The 18,748-nt window shown below is 72.4% G+C and carries 16 protein-coding genes; 14 read left to right on the forward strand and 2 right to left on the reverse strand.

The features are described 5' to 3' along the window. From RM540_RS15060 to RM540_RS15115, 12 genes are all read left to right on the forward strand, one after another. Positions 1–667: MFS transporter (locus RM540_RS15060; protein WP_311665603.1), on the forward strand; the 667-nt coding region annotated here is incomplete at its 5' end. Positions 668–678: 11 nt separating this feature from the next. Then, positions 679–1,938 carry a cytosine deaminase gene (codA, locus tag RM540_RS15065; protein WP_311665605.1) on the forward strand — a complete coding sequence of 420 codons (1,260 nt, stop codon included), beginning with the start codon at positions 679–681 and terminating at the stop codon, positions 1,936–1,938. Between the two features lie 866 nt (positions 1,939–2,804). After that, complete coding sequence (gene prfB, locus RM540_RS15070; protein ID WP_311665607.1) at positions 2,805–3,914, forward strand: peptide chain release factor 2; 1,110 nt, start codon at positions 2,805–2,807, stop codon at positions 3,912–3,914. Positions 3,915–4,029: 115 nt separating this feature from the next. After that, positions 4,030–4,401: a hypothetical protein gene (locus RM540_RS15075; protein WP_311665609.1), complete on the forward strand. Its 372-nt coding sequence runs from the start codon at positions 4,030–4,032 to the stop codon at positions 4,399–4,401. A 228-nt stretch (positions 4,402–4,629) separates the two neighbouring features. Then, positions 4,630–6,255 carry an L-aspartate oxidase gene (gene nadB, locus RM540_RS15080; RefSeq protein ID WP_311665611.1) on the forward strand — a complete coding sequence of 542 codons (1,626 nt, stop codon included), beginning with the start codon at positions 4,630–4,632 and terminating at the stop codon, positions 6,253–6,255. Then, positions 6,252–8,435: a tetratricopeptide repeat protein gene (locus RM540_RS15085; RefSeq protein WP_311665613.1), complete on the forward strand. Its 2,184-nt coding sequence runs from the start codon at positions 6,252–6,254 to the stop codon at positions 8,433–8,435. The genes nadB and RM540_RS15085 overlap by 4 nt, the downstream gene beginning before the upstream one ends. Positions 8,436–8,745: 310 nt before the next feature. Further along, complete coding sequence (gene rimP, locus RM540_RS15090) at positions 8,746–9,243, forward strand: ribosome maturation factor RimP (protein WP_311665615.1); 498 nt, start codon at positions 8,746–8,748, stop codon at positions 9,241–9,243. 31 nt (positions 9,244–9,274) lie between these two features. Then, the gene (gene nusA, locus RM540_RS15095) at positions 9,275–10,804 is read left to right on the forward strand and encodes a transcription termination factor NusA (RefSeq protein WP_311665617.1); all 1,530 of its coding nucleotides are present in this window, start codon (positions 9,275–9,277) and stop codon (positions 10,802–10,804) included. A 49-nt stretch (positions 10,805–10,853) separates the two neighbouring features. After that, positions 10,854–13,769 (forward strand): translation initiation factor IF-2, encoded by a 2,916-nt coding sequence (gene infB / locus RM540_RS15100; protein WP_311665619.1) that lies wholly within the window; start codon positions 10,854–10,856, stop codon positions 13,767–13,769. 101 nt (positions 13,770–13,870) lie between these two features. Next, positions 13,871–14,290 (forward strand): 30S ribosome-binding factor RbfA, encoded by a 420-nt coding sequence (gene rbfA / locus RM540_RS15105; RefSeq protein WP_311665621.1) that lies wholly within the window; start codon positions 13,871–13,873, stop codon positions 14,288–14,290. Positions 14,291–14,382: 92 nt separating this feature from the next. Beyond that, positions 14,383–15,138, forward strand: coding sequence for a tRNA pseudouridine(55) synthase TruB (gene truB / locus RM540_RS15110; RefSeq protein ID WP_311665623.1), 756 nt, complete (start codon positions 14,383–14,385; stop codon positions 15,136–15,138). After that, entirely contained in the window at positions 15,135–16,133 is a 999-nt protein-coding gene (locus RM540_RS15115) for a bifunctional riboflavin kinase/FAD synthetase (RefSeq protein WP_311665626.1), read from the forward strand. Before truB ends, RM540_RS15115 begins: the two co-directional genes overlap by 4 nt. A 436-nt stretch (positions 16,134–16,569) precedes the next feature. Here the strand turns inward: RM540_RS15115 and rsgA are convergent, their stop codons facing one another. Next, positions 16,570–17,664: a ribosome small subunit-dependent GTPase A gene (rsgA, locus tag RM540_RS15120; protein ID WP_311665628.1), complete on the reverse strand. Its 1,095-nt coding sequence runs from the start codon at positions 17,662–17,664 to the stop codon at positions 16,570–16,572. Positions 17,665–17,735: 71 nt separating this feature from the next. Here rsgA and RM540_RS15125 point away from each other — a divergent pair, with 71 nt between their 5' ends. Next, a complete protein-coding gene (locus RM540_RS15125) occupies positions 17,736–18,083 on the forward strand; it encodes a hypothetical protein (protein ID WP_311665630.1) in 348 nt (115 codons plus the stop codon). Further along, positions 18,080–18,310, forward strand: a complete 231-nt coding sequence (locus RM540_RS15130; RefSeq protein WP_311665632.1) for a hypothetical protein — start codon at positions 18,080–18,082, stop codon at positions 18,308–18,310. The genes RM540_RS15125 and RM540_RS15130 overlap by 4 nt, the downstream gene beginning before the upstream one ends. A gap of 24 nt (positions 18,311–18,334) precedes the next feature. Here the strand turns inward: RM540_RS15130 and RM540_RS15135 are convergent, their stop codons facing one another. After that, positions 18,335–18,676 (reverse strand): hypothetical protein, encoded by a 342-nt coding sequence (locus RM540_RS15135; RefSeq protein ID WP_311665634.1) that lies wholly within the window; start codon positions 18,674–18,676, stop codon positions 18,335–18,337. Between the last annotated feature and the right edge of the window lie 72 nt (positions 18,677–18,748).

Here is an 18,748-nt window from a genome sequence, read left to right on the forward strand (position 1 = left end):
TATCGCCGTGCTGTCGTTCTTCGTCTTGCCGTCGGTCGAGGGCGAGAAGCTCAACAGGAGCAACTCGCCCCTGGCGATGCTCAAGATGCCCTCGATCCTGATCGTCCTGCTGCTGACCTTCCTGTCGGTCGCGGCCCACTACGGCGTCTACACCTACATCAGCTTGCTGGTGGAGTTGATCGACTTCAGGGGCGGCATCGGCGTGGCGCTGCTGATCTTCGGGGTCGGTTCGGTGCTCTCGGTGATCGTTTCTGCGAAGTACATCGACGCTTATCTGCGCCCGCTGATCGTGATCATGCTCGCCATCGGTGGCATATCCATGGCCCTGTTCCTCGCCTTTAGTGGGACCGTCGGCGTGTCGCACGTCGCGTTTTTCCTCTGGGGCCTGGCCTTCGGCCCGCTCGTGACGATGTACCAGACCGCTGTCAGCAAGCAGGTCGAAAAAGCCAAGGGCGTGGCCACGTCGGTGCAGTCCAGCGTCTTCAACCTGTCCATCATGATCGCGACGTGGATCGGCGGGTTGCTGCTGGTCAACTTCCCCGAATCGGGTGTCCGGTACATCATCTACATGTCGCTGATCTGCTTCGTCCTGGCTACCGTCGTCGCGTTCCTATCGAAGCGGACGCTCCAATCGTCCCCCTCTCCCGTCCCATCTACCACCTCGTAAGAGAGAGCACCATGAAGAAGTTCACCAACGCCCGCATCTACCGTCAGCACGACGAGGTCAAGGAGATCCTGGTCGATAAAGGGGTCATCAAGCAGATCGGCACGAATCTGCCCAAGGCCGACGAGGAGATCGACCTCAAGGGCCGGCTCGTCGCCCCGCCCTACGTCGACTCGCACCTGCACCTGGACTACGTCTACACCGGCGGCACCGCGGCCTCCAACAACGACGGCGGCACCCTCTTCGACGGCATCGAGCGCTGGCACGAGGTCAAAAAGACCCAGACGCTGGAGGACGCCCGCGAGCGCGCGCTGCGCGGCATCCGCGAGGAGGTCTCGAAGGGCGTCCAGTTTATCCGCACGCACGTCGACGTGGACGACCCCAAGCTGACCGGCCTCAAGGCGATCCTCGAGCTGCGTGAGGAGCTCAAGGACAACGTGACGATCCAGATCGTCGCCTTCCCGCAGGAGGGCATGTTCGCCTACAAGGGCGGCGACGAGATGATCGAGGAGGCGCTGAAGATGGGCGCGGACTGCGTCGGCGGCATCCCGCACTTTGAGTGGGCCTACGAGTTCGGCCAGGACTCCGTCCGCAAGACGGTCGACCTGGCGGTCAAGTACGACAAGCTGATCGACGTGCACTGCGACGAGACCGATGACCCGATGAGCCGGCACGTCCAACTCCTCAACGCGCTGGTCATGACCGAGGGCATCGGCACGTGCTCGACGGCCAGCCACACCTGCTCGTTCGGGTCGGCCAACGACGCCTACGCGTTCCGCATGATGGGGCTCTTCAAGAAGTCGGGCATGAACTTCATCTCCAACCCGACCGAGAACGCCTACCTCCAGGGCCGCCAGGACACCTACCCCAAGCGCCGCGGCCTCACGCGCGTCAAGGAGATGTGGGAGAGCGGGATCAACGTCTGCTTCGGGCAGGACTCGATCAACGACCCGTGGTACCCGGCCGGCAACGGCAACATGATGAACATCCTCGACAACGGGATCCACCTGGCGCAGACGATGTCGTTCGACGAGCTGGACCGGTGCCTGGACCTTATCACCTACAACGGCGCCAAGACGCTCAACGTGGAGGACCAGTACGGGATCGAGGAGGGCAAGCCGGCCAACTTCATCGTGCTCGACGCCGAGACGCCCTTCGAAGCCGTCCGCCAGCGGGCCGACGTGCTGGCGTCGATCCGCAACGGCGAGTACCTGTTCAAGCGCCCCGACCCGAGCTACGACATCGGACTCGACCTGTACAGGAAGACGAAGTAGAAGGGGCGCTCATATCAGCTCTGGAGGTTTCTGCCTCACCCGAGCCGCCCCGCCCGCGTCGTCCACCGCCCCTAGCCCCTCCTGGCTTCGCCAACCTGGCGGTTGTCCAGGAGGGGAATTTTCTGGCCCGTCTCGGCGCCCGCCCCGCCCGGCAGTAGCGGCTTGGCGGAGCACTCAGAAACGGTTGGGGAAAGGGTCTTTCTTCCCCATCGGGAGAAGGATGGGCGTCGGAGCGGCCGTCGAGGGCGGGGCGGCCGCCTTGGATCCTCTTGGCTGCGCCGACCTCGCGGTTGGCTGCGCCGGCCTTGCGGCTCCCGTGTCGGTGAGACCCCAACGCCGAGGCCTCTTCGTGACGGTGCGCGACGTTTCCGTACCCGTTGCTAGAGGAACGCGCCGCTTGACAGAGCCACCCTGAAGCTCTTCGTGACCAGGCACGATCCCCGCCCCGCCCCCTTGAGAGGATGGCTGCGCTGTCGCCCTGCGGTCCTCGCGCGAGCGGGGTGGGGACGGTCCGGCAGGCGCGGCGACTTGAGCGCCCACCCCGCCCGGAGAGCCCGTGCCGAGCGCGGCCGACGTGCAGACGCCGCTCTCCACGGGGACGCGCCTCCCAAACCGTCTCTCGTTGTGTTCGTCCGGAAGCACCGTTCGAAACCTCGGGCGGGGTGGCAGGGCTCATAGGGCGGCAGGTGAGACAGCGGGCGCTCAACGTGACGCGCTCTCCCAGACGGCTGCTCTGCCTCGCCGTGAACTCTCCGACGCCGCGCCCGGACGGCCGCCCCGCCCAAGAGACCACCGCGCCCGGCGCGGGGGCGGGGCGGGGTGGCGGTAGCTTCTCCGGCCGACCCGCCACCCCGCCCGCCCCGCCCATGTCCGACCTCCCCGCCCGCGTCGACGCCCTCGGCCGCTACCTCGACGTCGACGGCCGCCGCGCGCGGCTCGACGCGCTCCGCGCAAAGCGCCTGGAGCCCGGGTTCTGGGACGACCCCGCCGCCGCCGCCGCCGTCGAGCAGGAGATCTCGGGCGAGGAGGACTGGGTAAAGAGCTTCGACGCCGTCGCCCGGCGCCGCGACGACGTGGCGACGCTGCGCGAGATGCAGGCCGAGGAGGACGACGCGGACCTGGGCGCCGAGATCGACCGCGAGGAGGCCACGCTCGCCCGCGAGCTCGACGCCATGGAGCTGCGCGGGATGCTCTCCGGTCCCGACGACGCCCGCACCGCGATCCTGACGATCAACAGCGGGGCCGGCGGGACCGACGCCCAGGACTGGGCCGAGATGCTCCTCCGCATGTACACGCGCTACGCTGAGCGCCACGGCTACACGCCGACGCTCCTGGAGTACCAGGAGGCCGAGGAGGCCGGCATCAAGAGCGCCTCGCTGCGCGTCGACGGCCGGTTCGCCTACGGCTACCTCCGCGCCGAGTCCGGCGTGCACCGGCTCGTCCGCATGAGCCCGTTCGGGTCGGGCGACAAGCGGCAGACGTCGTTCGCGTCGGTGTTCGTCTACCCCGAGATCGACGACGCCATCGAGGTCGACGTCAACCCGGCCGACCTGGAGCTCCAGACGTTCCGCTCGGGCGGCAAGGGCGGCCAGAACGTGAACAAGGTCGAGACCGGCGCCCGCTACGTCTGGACCGGGACGCTCTCGAACGGACAGGACGAGCGGGTCGTGGCCGAGTCGACCGAGCAGCGGTCGCAGATGCAGAACCGCGACCGGGCCATGCAGATGCTGAAGTCGCGGATCTACGCGCTCGAGCAGGCCATCCGCGAGGCGGCCAAAAACGCCGAGGAGGCGGGCAAGAAAAAGATCGAGTGGGGCAGCCAGATCCGCTCCTACGTGTTCCAGCCCTACACCATGGTCAACGACCACCGTACCGAAGTCAAGGACCCCGACGTGCAGGGCGTGATGGACGGCGACCTGGACGAGTTTATCAAGGCGTACCTGCTCCAGGAGACGGGCAAGACGGCCGGCGAGTAGCTCGCCCCGCCACTCGTGCGGGCGGGGCGGCCGCCCCGCCCCCGCGAGGCACGGCGGAAGGGATTGGGGCGGGCGGGGTGGCGGCGTAGCGTGAGGCGACTCCGCCCCCACGTCCATGCGCTACCTGCTCGCTCTGTTCGCCGCCGCCGCCCTCGCTGGGTGCTCGCTCGCCGGTGACGACTACGACGATTACCTCGACGACCGCGCCCGGCTCGTCGCCGACCTCGACCGCTTGATCGGCGCGGCTGAGGCCGATGCGCCCGGCGCTTGCCGCGTCGTCGCCGTCGGCGCCAAGGCGTGCGGCGGCCCGGCGGACTACCGCGTCTACTCGACGGCCGCGGACGCGGAGGCCGTCGAGCGGGTGGCCGCCGAGATCACGACGCTGGACGAGGACGCCAACCGGCGGTTCGAGCTCATCTCCGACTGCTCCGTGCCGCCCGAGCCCCGCCCCGCCCTCGTCGGCGGGCGGTGCGTGGCGGCCGAGTAGACCACCCCGCCCGGACGCCGCGGCCCGACGGCGTTGCATGCAACGCCGCTACAACGGCCACCCCGCCCCGCGCACCGTGGGCGGGGTGGGGCACCTTCGCTGCCCGCTGCCCGCTGCCCGCTGCCCGCTGCCCGCTGCCCGCTGCCCGCTGCCCGCTGCCCGCTGCCCGCTGCCGAGGGCGGGGCGGCGGTGTTACCCTCTGTCGCACCTGCCACCCCGCCCCCGGCCATGCGCGAACGGTTCGACTTTCTCGTCATCGGCTCCGGCGTCGCCGGACTATCGTTCGCGCTCCGCGCCGCCGCGCACGGGACGGTCTGCGTGGTGACCAAGAAGGAGTCGGCCGAGAGCAACACGAACTACGCCCAGGGCGGGATCGCCGCCGTCATGGACGCGGCCGACGACGTCGAGGCCCACGTCCAGGACACGCTCGTCGCCGGCGCCGGGCTGTGCGACGAGGACGTCGTGCGGATGGTGGTGACCGAGGGGCCGGACCGCATCCGCGACCTCATCGACCTGGGCGCGCAGTTCGACCGCGACCCCGACGGGGCGCTCCACCTGGGCCGCGAGGGCGGCCACTCGGCCCACCGGATCGTCCACGCGGCCGACATGACCGGGCGCGAGGTCGAGCGGGCGCTGCTGACGGCCGTCCGCCGGAGCCCGCAGATCGAGGTGCTCGAGTACCACTACGCCGTCAACCTCCTCACCGAGCACCAGCTCGGCGCCGACGTCGCGGGCGGCGAGGGGCTCCACTGCTTCGGGGCCTACGTCCTCGACAGCCGCGCGGGCGTGGTCAAGACGGTCCTGGCCCGCGCCACGCTTCTCGCTGCGGGCGGGGCGGGGCAGGCGTACCAGCATACGACCAACCCGCCCGTGGCGACGGGCGACGGGATCGCGATGGCGTACCGGGCGCGCGCGACGGTCGCCAACATGGAGTTCGTCCAGTTCCACCCGACGAGCCTCTACCTGCCCGGCGAGGACTTTGGAGGCCGCTCGTTCCTCATCACCGAGGCCGTCCGCGGCGATGGAGGCCTGCTGCGCAACCTGGGCGGCGAGCGGTTTATGCCGGCCTACGACGACCGCGAGGAGCTGGCCCCGCGCGATGTCGTGGCGCGGGCCATCGACGACCAGCTGAAGAAGAGGGGGGAGGACCACGTCTGGCTCGACATCAGCCACAAGCCGGCCGAGGCCGTCCTCGCCCACTTCCCGAACATCCACGAGACGCTGCTCGCGTACGGGATCGACATGACGCGCGGGCCGATCCCGGTCGTTCCGGCGGCCCACTACACGTGCGGCGGCGTCGTCGTCGACCACGAGGCGCGGACGTCGATCGCCGGGCTCTTCGCGTGCGGCGAGGTCACGTGCTCGGGGCTCCACGGGGCCAACCGGCTCGCGTCGAACTCGCTCCTCGAAGCGCTCGTCTACGCCGAGCGCGCCGTCGAGCCGGCCCGCGCGCACGCGGCCGGGGCGGGGTGGGAGGAGCGCGTGCCGGACTGGGACGAGTCCCGCGTCGAGAACGCGCGCGAGTGGGTGCTCGTCAGCCACAACCGGCAGGAGCTCCGGCGCGTGATGCAGAGCTACGTCGGCATCGTGCGCTCGGAGCTGCGGCTTGGGCGGGCGGCCCGGCGCGTCGGCCTGATCTACCAGGAGACCGAGGAGTTCTACCAGCGGACGAGGCTGTCGGCCGAGCTCTGCGAGCTCCGCAACCTGGCGGCCGTCGCCCACCTCATCGTGTCGTGCGCCCAGCGGCGGACCGAGAGCCGCGGCCTCCACTTTATGGCCGACTTCCCCGAGCCCGACCCGGCCCAGCGTCACGACACGGTCTACGACTACGCGCCGGCCGCCCCGCCGGCGTGACCGCCCCGCCCCGCCCACGCTGGCCGGGACCGCCCCGCCCCGCCCGAGGCGCGCGAGCGGGGCGGTCGGTCCGTCCCCGCCGAGCACGGGCGGGGTGGTGGGCGCTCGCTCTGGCCGTCGCGTCCGCGAGCGCCGCGTGCGGGCCGGCGGCGCCCGGGGTGGAGGTCGCCATCCCCGACGCCGAGTACGTGGGCGCGGCGGCGTGCGGGTCGTGCCACGCCGACGTCGCGGCGGCCTACGAGGGCCACGGGGGGACGGCGTCGATGCAGCGGTGGACGCCGGCCCGCCGCACCGAGCCGGTGTTGGAAACCCCGGTCGTCGACCCCACGACGGGTTTCGAGTACCGCGTGGTCGAGGTCGAGGGCGCGCTCGCGCAGGAGGAGCGCCAACTCGACGGCGCCGGCCGCGAGGTGGCCCGGCTCGTCCGCCCGATGGACTGGATCGTCGGGAGCGGGACGCTCGCGCGGACCTACTTCGCGCGGCGCGGCGACCGCCTCGTGCAGCTCCCGCTCACGTGGTACACCGGCGGCCCGGGCGGGGCGGGGCGGTGGGACCTCAGCCCGGGCTACGAGGACGGCGCCCCGCGCTTTGGCCGGACGATGCCCGCGCGCTGCATGTACTGCCACAACGCCGTCCCCACGCTCGTCCCGGGCGTCGAGGACGCCTACGCCGAGATCCCCGAGGGCATCGGGTGCGAGCAGTGCCACGGCCCGGGCTCGCTCCACGTGGACCGCTGGCAGAACCCCGCCCCGCCCCCGCAGGCCGAGCGGGGCGGGGCGGACCCGACGCTCGTCGACCTGGGCGCGCTCCCGCTCGGGCTCCGCCTCGACGTGTGCCAGTCGTGCCACCTCCACGGGACGGTCGACGTGTACCGCGAGGGCGAGTCGGCGTTCACGTACCGCCCGGGCCGGCCGCTGAGCGCGCACGTCGGCCTGTTCACGGTCCCGGAGCTGGTCGACCGCGAGGGCCTCGACGTGGCCTCGCACGTCGACCGGATGAAGGCGAGCGCGTGCTTTGTGGAGACGCAGGGGACGCCCCGGGCGCTCGAGTGCACGTCGTGCCACGACCCGCACCGGACGTTCGAGGCGCGCGGGCCGGGCGCGACGACGGCCGCGTGCCGGTCGTGCCACGCCCCGCCCGCGCTCCAGGCCGCCGTGCCCGCTGCGCTTCGCGCCGAGCACGCGCCGAGCGCCGACTGCGTCGCGTGCCACATGCCGCGCGTGGGCGCCGCGGGCGTCCCCCACGCCCAGGTCGTCGATCACCTCGTCCGCGTCGTCGGCGACGGCGGCGGCGCCACCCCGCCCCTCGCGCTCGGGCGGGGCGGCGTGGTCCTCCCGCTCATGGACGTCGACCGCGACGGCGACGAGGGCGGGCTCTACGAGGGCCTGGCGACGCTCCAGTACGGGACGCGCGCGTCGGACGCGGCGGCGGTCGGCGTGGGCGCTCAGTTCGTCGAGATCGCGCTCGGACGGCTGCCCCAGCCGGCGGCGCGCGGCGACGCCCAGTTCCTGCTCGGCGTCGCGCGGCTGAACGCCGGGCGCGTGGGCGACGCGCTCGCCCCGCTCGCGCTCGCCGCCGAGGCCCCGGGCGGGGCGGACCGCGCGCAGCGCCTCGCGACGCTCGCCCGCGCCCTCGCCGACGCGGGCCGAGCCGACAGGGCCGCCGCCGCGTTCCGCCGGGCGCTCCAGGCCGGCCCGCGGCGGCCCGAGACGCACCGCGAGCTGGGCCGCTTCCAGCTCGCCCAGGGCCGCCCCGCCCGCGCTGCCGACGCGCTCCGCGCGGCGCTCGCGCTCGACCCGTGGGACGCCGAGGCGTTTCTGCTGCTGGGCCTGGCCTCGGGCGGGGCGGACCGCGACGGCGCCTGGCGCGAGGCGGTCCGCCTGGACCCGGCGCTCGCGGGCGTCCTCGCGAGCGGGCGCGTCGCCGGCTCGGCCGCTAGGTTGTGGACCGCGCCCGGGGTCTACGGGTGGCCCGCGCAGAGCGGGTGGCCCGGTCTGGGCGCCGCCCCGCTCACCGTTTACTCGTCGAGCGGCACGCCCGTCGCGCGGGCGCCGAGCGGGGCGGGGTGGGACGGCCGGGGCCTGGACGGTCGGCCGCTCCCGCCGGGCGTGTACCTCGCGTCGGCCGGCGGGCGCGTCGTCCGGTTCGCCGTCGCAGCCTCGCCCCGCCCGTCGTCGTAGGGGGGTGCCGGCCGGAGCGGGGCGGTGAGAGAAACCCGTGAAGCGGGAGCGGGGTGGCCGTGCGGGGCCGCCCGGGTGGATCCAGACGGCGGGGCGGGCGTTGACCGGATTGCGAACGGGAGGCCCCCCGCCGTACCTTGCGGGCCTCCCCAGAGCCTCCGCCCCCGGGCGGAGCGAGCGAGGGGGGTAGGCGCGCGCTCCGGCCGCCCCGCCCCCCGGCGAGTTCGGCGCCACGCCGGGTCCCACCCCCGGCCGACCGCCCTGCAACGCCCGTTCCGCCGAACGGGCGTTTTCCGTCTACCCCGACCCCGTGTCCGACTCCCGCCCCGCCCCGACGCCGCAGACCCCGGCCGGCGCCCCCGCCCCGGGGGCTCCGCTGGAGGACCGCGTCCGCGCGCTCGCCGAGGAGGTGGTCGGTAACACCGACCTGTTCGTCGTCGACGTCGACATCCGGGGCTTCCAGGGCAGCCGCGTCGTCTCGGTCTACGTCGACGCCGAGGGCGGGGCGGGCGCCGACGACCTCGCCGCGCTCAGCCGCTCGCTCTCGTTCCTCCTCGACACCGAGGACCTCGTCAAGGGTCGCTACCGCCTCGACGTCTCGACGCCCGGCGTCGACCGTCCGCTGGCCGACCGCCGTCAGTATGCCCAGCACGTCGGCCGCACGCTGGCCGTGACGTGGGAGCGGGGCGGGGAGGAGGAGACGGCCGAGGGCGAGCTCGTCTCGGTCTCCGACGACGGCATCGACCTCGCGGGCACGCCCGTCCCGTTCGACGCCGTCCGCGAGGCGCGCGTCGTCCTTCCCTGGTAGCGCCCGCCCCGCCCCCATCCCACCCCGACCTATGCAAAGCACCGTCCTCGTCTCCTCCTTCGCCGAGATCGCGCGCGAGAAGGACATCGACCGCGACACGCTCCAGGTCATCATCGAGGACGTGTTCCGGGCGATGATCAAGAAGCGCTACGGGGCCGACGACCCCGAAGCGTTCCAGATCGTGTTCAACCCCGACAACGGGGACTACCAGATCCTCCACGTCCGCGAGATCGTCGAGGACTACGACCTCGAAGACCCGGTCTCGCAGATCGAGATCACCGAGGCCCTCGGCATCGACGAGGACTACGAGGTCGAGGACGAGCTCGCCGAGACGATCCGGATCGAGGACTTCGGGCGCCGCGCCGTCCAGGCCGCGCTCCAGACGTTCCGCCAGCGGATCCGCGACATCGAGAAGGAGAACATCTTCAAGGAGTACTCCGAGCTCATCGACGAGATCATCGTCGGCGAGATCTACCAGACCCGGCGCCGCGAGGTGCTCGTGCTCCACAACAAGACGGAGGTGGTGCTGCCGCGGCCCGAGCAGATCCCGAAGGACCGCTACCGCAAGGGCGACATGCTCCGCGCCGTCGTCCTCGACGTCGACCGCGACGCGGGCGCCTCGCCGCAGGTCATCATCAGCCGCGTGGCGCCGGTCTTTATCGAGCGCCTGTTCGAGTTGGAGGTGCCGGAGATCTACGACGGCATCATCGAGATCAAGAAGATCGTCCGGCTGCCGGGCGAGCGGGCCAAGATGGCCGTCATCTCGCACGACGAGCGGGTCGACCCCGTCGGCGCGTGCGTCGGCGTCAAGGGCTCGCGCATCCACGCGGTCGTCCGCGAGCTGGGCGGCGAGAACATCGACGTCGTCCCGTGGACGGCCGACCCCATCGACTTTATCAAGCGCTCGCTGGCGCCGGCCAAGCCCATCCTCGTCGAGCTCAACGACGACCTCACCCCGCCCCGCGCCCGCGTCACGGTCCCGGCCGACGAGGTCTCGATGGCGATCGGGCGGGGCGGCCAGAACATCCGCCTCGCGTCGATGCTGACGGGCTACGAGCTCGACGTCTACCGCGACATCAAGTCGGACGAGGAGGACGTCGACATCGACGAGTTCACCGACGCCATCCCGCCCGAGATCATCCAGCAGCTCAAGGACATCGGGTGCGACACGGCCAAGGCCGTGCTCGAGCTCCAGCCGTCCGAGCTCGCCCGCCGCACCGGGCTGTCTGACGAGCAGGCCCAGAAGATCACCTGGCTCATGGAGGCCGAGTTCGAGCGCGAGCAGGCCGAGGAGGCCGCCGCGACCTCGGCCGCCGGCCTCGCCGCCGCCGACGGTCCGGTCCGCGAAGTGGCCGAGGAAAGCCCCGCCACGGCCGCCGAGGGCGGGGTGGTCGAGGGCGACGACTCGGCCCCGTCCGAGGGCGCCGCACCCGCCCCCGACGCCGAGACGTTCACCGAAGCGGATGAAGTGTCCGCCGAGGACGCTGCCGCAGAGACCGATCCCGCCTCGCAGGCCGTTTCTTTGAGCGGGGCCGACGACTCGGACCAGCCGACCGCCTAGCTCGGCCGCCCCGCCCGCCCCTGGCCACCCCGCCCCTACGCCCTCCCGAATGCCCGTAACGCGCAAGCGATCCAACAAGCCCAAGCGAGTCCAGCTCTTCAAGGCGACCCGCGAGCTCAACATCGCGACCAAGACGGTCGTGACGGCGCTCCGTGAGCGTGGGTTCGAGCTCGACGCGAAGCTCGAAGCCGAGGACCCGAACGCCCGGCTCTCGCCGGAGATGTACGACGCGCTCGTCGAGGCCTACTCCGACGACGCCGACGCCAAGGCCCGCGTCCGCGAGCGCCGCGAGCAGATTGCGGCGAAGGAGGCCGAGTCCGGCGACGGCGCGGCTACCCCGCCCGCGGAAGCGCCCTCCGCTGAGGAGCCGGCCACAGAAGACGAGGAGCCGGTGGCTCCGGCCGAGCCCGTCGTCGACGTGCCCGAGCCCGACGAGGAGCCCGTCGCGCCGGCCGAGCCGGTGATCGATACAGAAGCCGCCCCGGCCGCGCCCGACGTCGAGGCCGCCGCGGAGCCCGTTGCCGCGGCGCCCGCTGCCGAGGCCGCTCCGCCCGCCCCCGAGCCGGAGGTGGAGGCGCCCGTCGCTGAGGCCCAGGCCGCCGAGGCCGCCCCCCCCGCCGAGGCGGAGGCCACGGCCGAGGCGACGCCGCCCGCACAGCCGACCGCCGAGGGCGGGGCGGCCGAGACCACACCGGAGGCTCCGGCAGAGGTCACCGCGGCAGAAGCCGCTGCGCCGGCCACCGACGACGCCACGGACGCCGAAGCCAGCGGGACGACCGAGGCCGAGCCGAAGGCTGAGCCGGCCGCCCCGCCCGTTCAGGGCGAGATCGACGCCAACACGCCGACTCCGGCCGCCGACGATGCGGGCATCGTCCGCGCCAACCGCTACGGCCTGACGGGCACCAAGGTGCTCGGCAAGATCGACTTGTCCGGCCTCGAAGGCGGCCGCCGCAAGCGGAAGCGGAAGAACGAGGACGCCGCACCGGCCCCGGGCGCCGCCGACGGCGGCAAGCCCAGCCGTGGCAAGAAGGCCAAGAAGGGCCGCCGCGCGCCGGACAAGGGCGAGGTCGAGAAGAACGTCCAGGAGACGCTCCAGAAGGTGTCCGGCACCGGCGGCAACAAGCGCACGCGCCAGAAGCGCCGCCGCGCCCGCCGCGACGAGCGCGCCGCGATCCGCGAGGCCCGCCAGCAGGAGATGCTGGAGCAGGCACAGGTCCTCCGCGTCATGGAGTTCATCTCGACCGGCGACCTGGCCGAGGCCATGAACGTGTCGGTCACCGAGGTGATCTCGAAGGGGTTTGGGCTGGGCATGATGGTCTCCATCAACCAGCGGCTCGACGCCGACGCGATTACGCTCCTCGCCGACGAGTTCGACTTCGAGGTCGAGTTCATGGAGGACATCGAGGAGGAGTTCAACCTCGAAACGGAAGACTCCGAGGAGGACCTCGTCTCCCGCCCGCCGATCGTGACCATCATGGGCCACGTCGACCACGGCAAGACGTCGCTCCTGGACTACATCCGGCAGGCCAACGTCATCGCTGGCGAGGCCGGTGGGATCACCCAGCACATCGGGGCCTACCAGATCACGACCGGCGACGGCAACGAGATCACGTTCCTCGATACGCCGGGCCACGAGGCGTTCACGGCCATGCGCGCCCGTGGCGCCCAGGTCACCGACCTCGTCGTGGTCGTCGTGGCGGCCGACGACCAGGTGATGCCGCAGACGATTGAGGCCATCAACCACGCGCGGGCGGCTGAAGTCCCGATGGTGGTGGCGATCAACAAGATCGACCGCGACACGGCCAACCCGGACAAGATCATGGCCCAGCTCGCCGAGCAGGGCGTCCAGGTCGAGCAGTACGGCGGGTCCGTCCAGTGCGAGTTGATCTCGGCCCTCAACGGGACGAACGTCGACGAGCTCCTCGAAAAGATCCAGCTCGAAGCCGACCTCCTCGAACTCACGGCCAACCCCGACCGCTACGCCGTCGGGACCGTCGTCGAGGCCCGCTTGGACAAGGGCCGCGGCGTGGTCGCGACCGTCCTCGTCCAGAACGGGACCATCGAAGAGGGCGACGCCTACGTCGTCGGTCTCACGTCCGGCCGCGTCCGGGCCATGTTCAACGAGCGCGACGAGCGCGTCAAGGTGGCCGGTCCGGCCTCGCCGGTCCAGATCCTGGGTCTGTCGGACGCCCCCGAAGTGGGCGACCGCCTCGTGGTGATGGAGGACGAGCGGGACGCCCGGGAGATCGCCTCGAAGCGGCTCCAGCTGATCCGCGAGCAGACGCTCCACCAGCGCCGCCACGTCACGCTCGCCGACCTATCGCGCCGCATGGCGCTCGGCGAGATCACCAACCTCAACATCGTCGTCAAGGGCGATGTGGGCGGGTCGGTCGAGGCGCTCTCGGACGCCCTGCTCAAGCTGTCGAACGACGAGGTCGCCGTCCAGATCGTCCACTCGGGCGTCGGCGCGATCACGGAGTCCGACGTCATGCTCGCCGTCGCGTCGGACGCCGTCATCGTCGGGTTCCAGGTCCGGCCCGTCGCCGGCGTGCGCTCGATCGCCGAGCGCGAGGAGATCGACATCCAGCTCTACTCGGTCATCTACGACGCCATCGCCGACGTCCGCGACGCCCTCGAAGGGCTCCTGGAGCCGGAGCAGAAGGAGACGGTCACGTCGACCATCGAGGTCCGCGAGACCTTCCGCGCCCCGCGTGTCGGGACCATCGCGGGCTCCTACGTGGTCGAGGGCAAGGTGAGCCGAAACGACCGCGTCCGCGTCGTCCGCGACGGCGTGGTGGCATACACGGGCGTGATCGACACGCTCCGCCGCTTCAAGGAGGACGTAAAGGAGGTGGCCGCCGGTTACGAGTGCGGCGTCACAGTCAAGAACTACAACGACATCAAGGTCGGTGATCAGTTCGAGACCTACGTCGTCACCGAGGAAAAGCGGACGCTCGCTGTGTAAAGAGGGATGGGGAGGGATAGGGTATGGAGGGATGGGCAGACCGCCTCGCCCCACCGTCCCTGCTCATCCCTCCATCCCTTATCCCCCATCCCTCTTCCCCAATGTCCATTCGCACCGACCGAGTCGGCCGCATGATCCAGCGCGAGGTGGCCGACCTCTTGCAGCAGGACTTTGGCGAGGCCACGCACTCGCTCGTCACCGTCACCGGCGTTCGCATGACGGACGACCTGGGCATCGCCTACGTCGACGTCTCGGTGATGGGCGGGACGCCGCAGGAGCGGCAGGCCGGATTCGAGCGGCTCGAAGGACAGACGACCGAGGTCCGCCACGCGCTCGCCCAGCGCATCCGCCACGACGTGCGCCGCGTGCCGGAGGTCAAGTTCTTCCTCGACCAGGGGCCGCAGCAGGTGGCTCGGATGGACGAACTGTTCGCCCAGATCGCCGCCGAGCGCGACGACCGCCCCGCCCCCGAGGGCGAGGACGGCGACGAGGGCGGGGCGGTCGGGCGCGGCGACTACTAGGGGATGCGGGTACGGGGTACAGGGTACGGGGTACAGAGTGGCCCAGCGGGCGCGGCTGTCCGTCGGTCCACCACCCCGCCCTACTCACAGGCATGGAGGCGGGGCGGGGCGGGGTGGTCCAGCGCTGGGACGTCGTGAGCGACCTCCGCATCGTGACGCGTGCCGACGCCGTCGAGCGGCCGTTCGAGGCCGGGGCGCTGCTCGTCGACAAGCCGCCGCGGATCACGTCGTTCGGCGTGGTCAAGAAGGTGCGGTGGGCGCTCGGCGTTAAGAAGGTGGGGCACGCGGGGACGCTCGACCCGCTCGCGACGGGGCTCCTCATCCTGCTCGTGGGGCGCGAGGCGACGCGGCAACAGGACCGCTTTATGGGGCTCCCCAAGGTGTACACCGGCACGCTCCGGCTCGGCCAGACGACGCCCAGCTACGACGCCGACACGCCGGTCGAGGCCGAGGCCGACGCGCAGCACGTGACGGACGCGGACCTCGACGCCGCGCGGCTCCCGCTCGTCGGGGAGATCATGCAGCGGCCGCCGGTGTATTCGGCCATTAAGAAGGGCGGCGAGCGGCTCTACAAAAAGGCTCGGCGGGGCGAGACGGTCGAGATCGAGGCGCGGCCGACGACGGTCACGGCTTTCGACCTCGTGGCCCGGCGCGGCGACGACGTAGACTTCCGCGTCGAGTGCTCGAAGGGGACCTACGTCCGCTCGCTGGCGCACGATCTGGGGCAGGCGCTCGGCGTCGGCGCGCACCTCGTGGCGCTCCGGCGCGAGGCCATCGGGCCGTTCCGCGTCGACGAGGCGTTCGCGCTCGACGCGCTCGTCGAGGCCGCCCGCCCCGAGGCCGCATGACGCGCGAAGTCGGCGACGCCATCCGCCCCGCCCCCGGCTCGGTCGTCACGACCGGGACGTTCGACGGCGTCCACCGCGGGCACCAAGCCATCATCCGCTATCTCGTCGACCGCGCGCGGCGTGTGGGCGGGGTGCCGACCGTCGTGACCTTCGACCCGCACCCGCGCGAGGTGCTGACGGGCCAGCCCGTCCCGCTCCTAACCACGCTGGACGAGCGGGCCGACCTGCTGGAGGCGCTCGGCGTTGAGCGGTTCGTCGTCGTCCCGTTCTCGCGCGACCTCTCGCTCCTGGAGCCCGAGGACTACGTGGCGGACGTGCTGGTGGGGCGGATCGGGATGCGTGAGATCGTCATCGGCTACGACCACCGCTTTGGTCGAAAGGCGCGGGGCGACCAGGCGCTGCTGGAGCGGCTGGGCGGCGAGCACGGGTTCTCGGTCGACGTGATCCCGAAGCAGGTCGAGGGCGACGTGACGGTCTCGTCGACCGAGATCCGCCGGCTCCTGGCCGACGCGGGCGACGCGGCCCGCGCGGCCGTCCTCCTGGGCCGCCCGTACCGGATCACCGGCACCGTCGTCCACGGCGACGCGCGGGGGCGGGGCATCGGCTTCCCGACGGCCAACGTCGAGCCCGCGAACGACCGCAAGCTGGTCCCCGCGATCGGCGTCTACGCCGTCCGCGCGACGCTGCCGGGCGGGGCGCAGGCCGCCGGGGCGCAAGCCGCCGGGGCACAGACTGCCGGGGCGGTCGCGGAGGGCATGATGAACGTGGGCCGCCGCCCGACCTTCGAGGCCGACGGCGCGACGCGGGCCGAGGTCCACCTGTTCGACACGGACGCTGACCTCTACGGCCGCCGCCTCGCCGTCGACGTGGTCGCGCGGCTGCGCGGCGAGCGGCGGTTCGACGGCGTGGACGCGCTCGTCGCGCAGCTCGGGCAGGACCGGGAGGCCGCGCGGGCGGTCCTGGCCGCCCCGCCCCCCACGACGGACGCCGCGTGATGATGGGGCCGATCGCCGCCCCGCCCCCAGAGCCACGGGGGCGGGGTGGTGAACAGCGTGGGCGGGGCGGTCACATAGATCACTGCCCCGCCCTCTGCCGCCCCGCCCAACGAGAGGCACCCGTAGGGACACGACGTGTCGTGCCCGGGGTGGGCGGGGCGGTTCCGAATGGCGCCGCCCCGCCCGATGCCGCCCCGCCCGATGCCGCCCCGCCCGATGCCACCCCGCCTCAGACGCCACCCCGCCCGACGCTCGCGGGGCGGGCGGTGCCCTCGATGCGGACACCATGCATGGTGTCCCTACGGATCCGGCCCGCCCCATTTCCTGCGGGCGGGGTGGCGCGCGTGCGGCCTGCGGGTGACCGCCAGTCGCCCCTACGGCCCCGCCCAGGCGCCCCGCCCACGCCGAGGGCGGGGTGGCGCACCTCCGCCGCCCGCTAGTCCTCGACGACCGCCTCGTCGGGGTCGTCGGGGCGTCGCTCCTTGCGCCAGGACATGCGCTCGGCCGCCTCGTACTCGGTCTGGACCGTTTCGAGGAGCGCGAGGTAGCTCCCGTAGCGCTCGGGCGTGATGGCGTCTTCGTCGACGGCCTCCTGGACGGCGCAGCCGGGCTCGTGGGCGTGCGTGCAGTCGGGGAAGCGGCAGTCGGGGATGAACGGGCGGAACTCGACGAAGTAGCCGCCGAGGTCCTGCGGCGACATGTCCCAGATCCCGAACTCGCGGATGCCGGGCGTGTCGGCGACCCAGCCGCCGGCGACGCGGTAGAGCGTGGCGAACGTCGTCGTGTGGCGGCCCTTCTGCGTCTTCTCGCTGACCTCGGACGTCACGAGGTGGAGCGTCGGGTCGACGGCGTTGAGGAGGCTCGACTTGCCCACGCCGCTCGGCCCCGAGACCACGCTCACGCGGCCGGCGAGGCGGGCGCCGAAGTCCTCGACGCCCTGCCCGGTCTCGGCGCTCGTGAGCAGGACCGGGTAGCCCAGCCCCTCGTACAGCTCCTGCCAGAACGCCATCGCCTCCTGCGCGCGGGGCTCGTCGTTGAGGAGGTCGGCCTTGTTGAGGACGAGCCCGGCCGGGATGTGCGAGGCCTCGGCGGCGACGAGGAAGCGGTCGACGAAGCCGGGGTTCACTTTGGGACCGAACGTCGACTGGACGCACCACGCGCGGTCCACGTTTGTCACGATCACGTGCTCCTTGACGGCCGCCTTGCGCCCGGCCGCGCGGCGGCTGAGCTGGTTCTCGCGCGGCTCGATGCCGGTGATGAACCCGACGTCGTCGTCGTCGAGGAGGAGCCGGACGCGGTCGCCGACGGCGAGCGGGTTGGTCTCGTCGATCTCGAGGGCCTCCAGCCGGAACTTGCCCCGGATGCGCGCGCGGATGGACCGCCCGGAGTCCGGCGAAGAGTCCCCGTCGCTGTCCAGGTGCACGTCGTACCAACTCCCCGTCGAGCGGACGACGAGGCCCGTCCGCACGTCCGGTTCGGGCTCCTCCTCGGGGGGCGCGTCGGCGGGGGGCGGGGCGGGGCGGTCGGTCATGGGTGAAACTCCGGGTCAGGGGCCTCGTCCAACGCGGGCCGACCGCCCCAGGCTCCTCTGCGCCCACGCTCATGGCCCCCACCGATCCGCCCCGCCCCGACCCCTTCGGCGACGTCCGCGCCGCGTTCGAGCGGCTGGGCACGTCTGAGAAGGCCGCGTTCACGTTCGAGGCCACGTTCAGCACCATCGGGCAGGCGCTCGCCGAGACCGGCCGCCATGTGGCCGGCGCCATCGACGACCTCGACGTGGACGCGTGGTTCCGCCCGCCGCCCCGCCCGCCGCGTTCGCGGAAGCCGCCCCGCCCGGCCACGCCGCCCCCGCCGCCCGCCGGTCCGGTGCCGCCGGACGGCCCGCTGGGGACGCCGCCGGTCGATGATCTGCCGACGCCGCCCGACGTGCCCCCGCCCGACGCGACGTGAACGACGAGTCCTGGATCGAACGCTACGAGCGGGCGGGGTGGCTCGGCCGCGCGGGCCTGTTGGGGGGCGGAGCGGTCCGGCTCGCCGCCCGCGCCATCGACGGCGCCCTCGACCGAGCCGCGACGGTCACGGTCGAGGCGAAGGAGGCGTTCCAGAAGGAGCTCGACCCGAACGTGTCGGACGCCCAGATCCTCGACGAGACGGATGAGCGGGACACCGAGCCGTAGAGCTTTACGCCGCGGGTGGGGCGGCTAGGCCGCGAGCGCCTGGGCGGCGTGAAGGCCGAAGATCCGCGGGTGCACGACGCGCTGGACCATGAGCCGACCGTCGGCGGCCGTCGTCATCTCGGCCTCCAGGAGCCCGTGCTCCGACATCTCGAGCACGACCTCGTGGCCCAGCCGAGACGAGTCGGCGCCGGCGGCGGCCGGGGCGGGGCGGAGCCACCGGGCGGCGAGCCGGTTGATCTCGACCCACGACAGCTGGCCGTACGGCGCACGCGAGGCGGCGGCGAGCACTTCGATCACGAAGTCGGCGGCGTAGGGGAGCGTGTCGGCGAGGGGCGGGGCGGAACTCGAAGGCGGAGTCTTCGGCATGAGCGCGGGGGGAAGCGTGCCTCAGGATCGCCTACGGGTGTGACACCCCTGTGACGTGGGCGGGGTGGGAGG

The sequence above is a fragment of the Rubrivirga litoralis genome (assembly GCF_031846415.1).
Lineage (GTDB): Bacteria > Bacteroidota > Rhodothermia > Rhodothermales > Rubricoccaceae > Rubrivirga > Rubrivirga litoralis.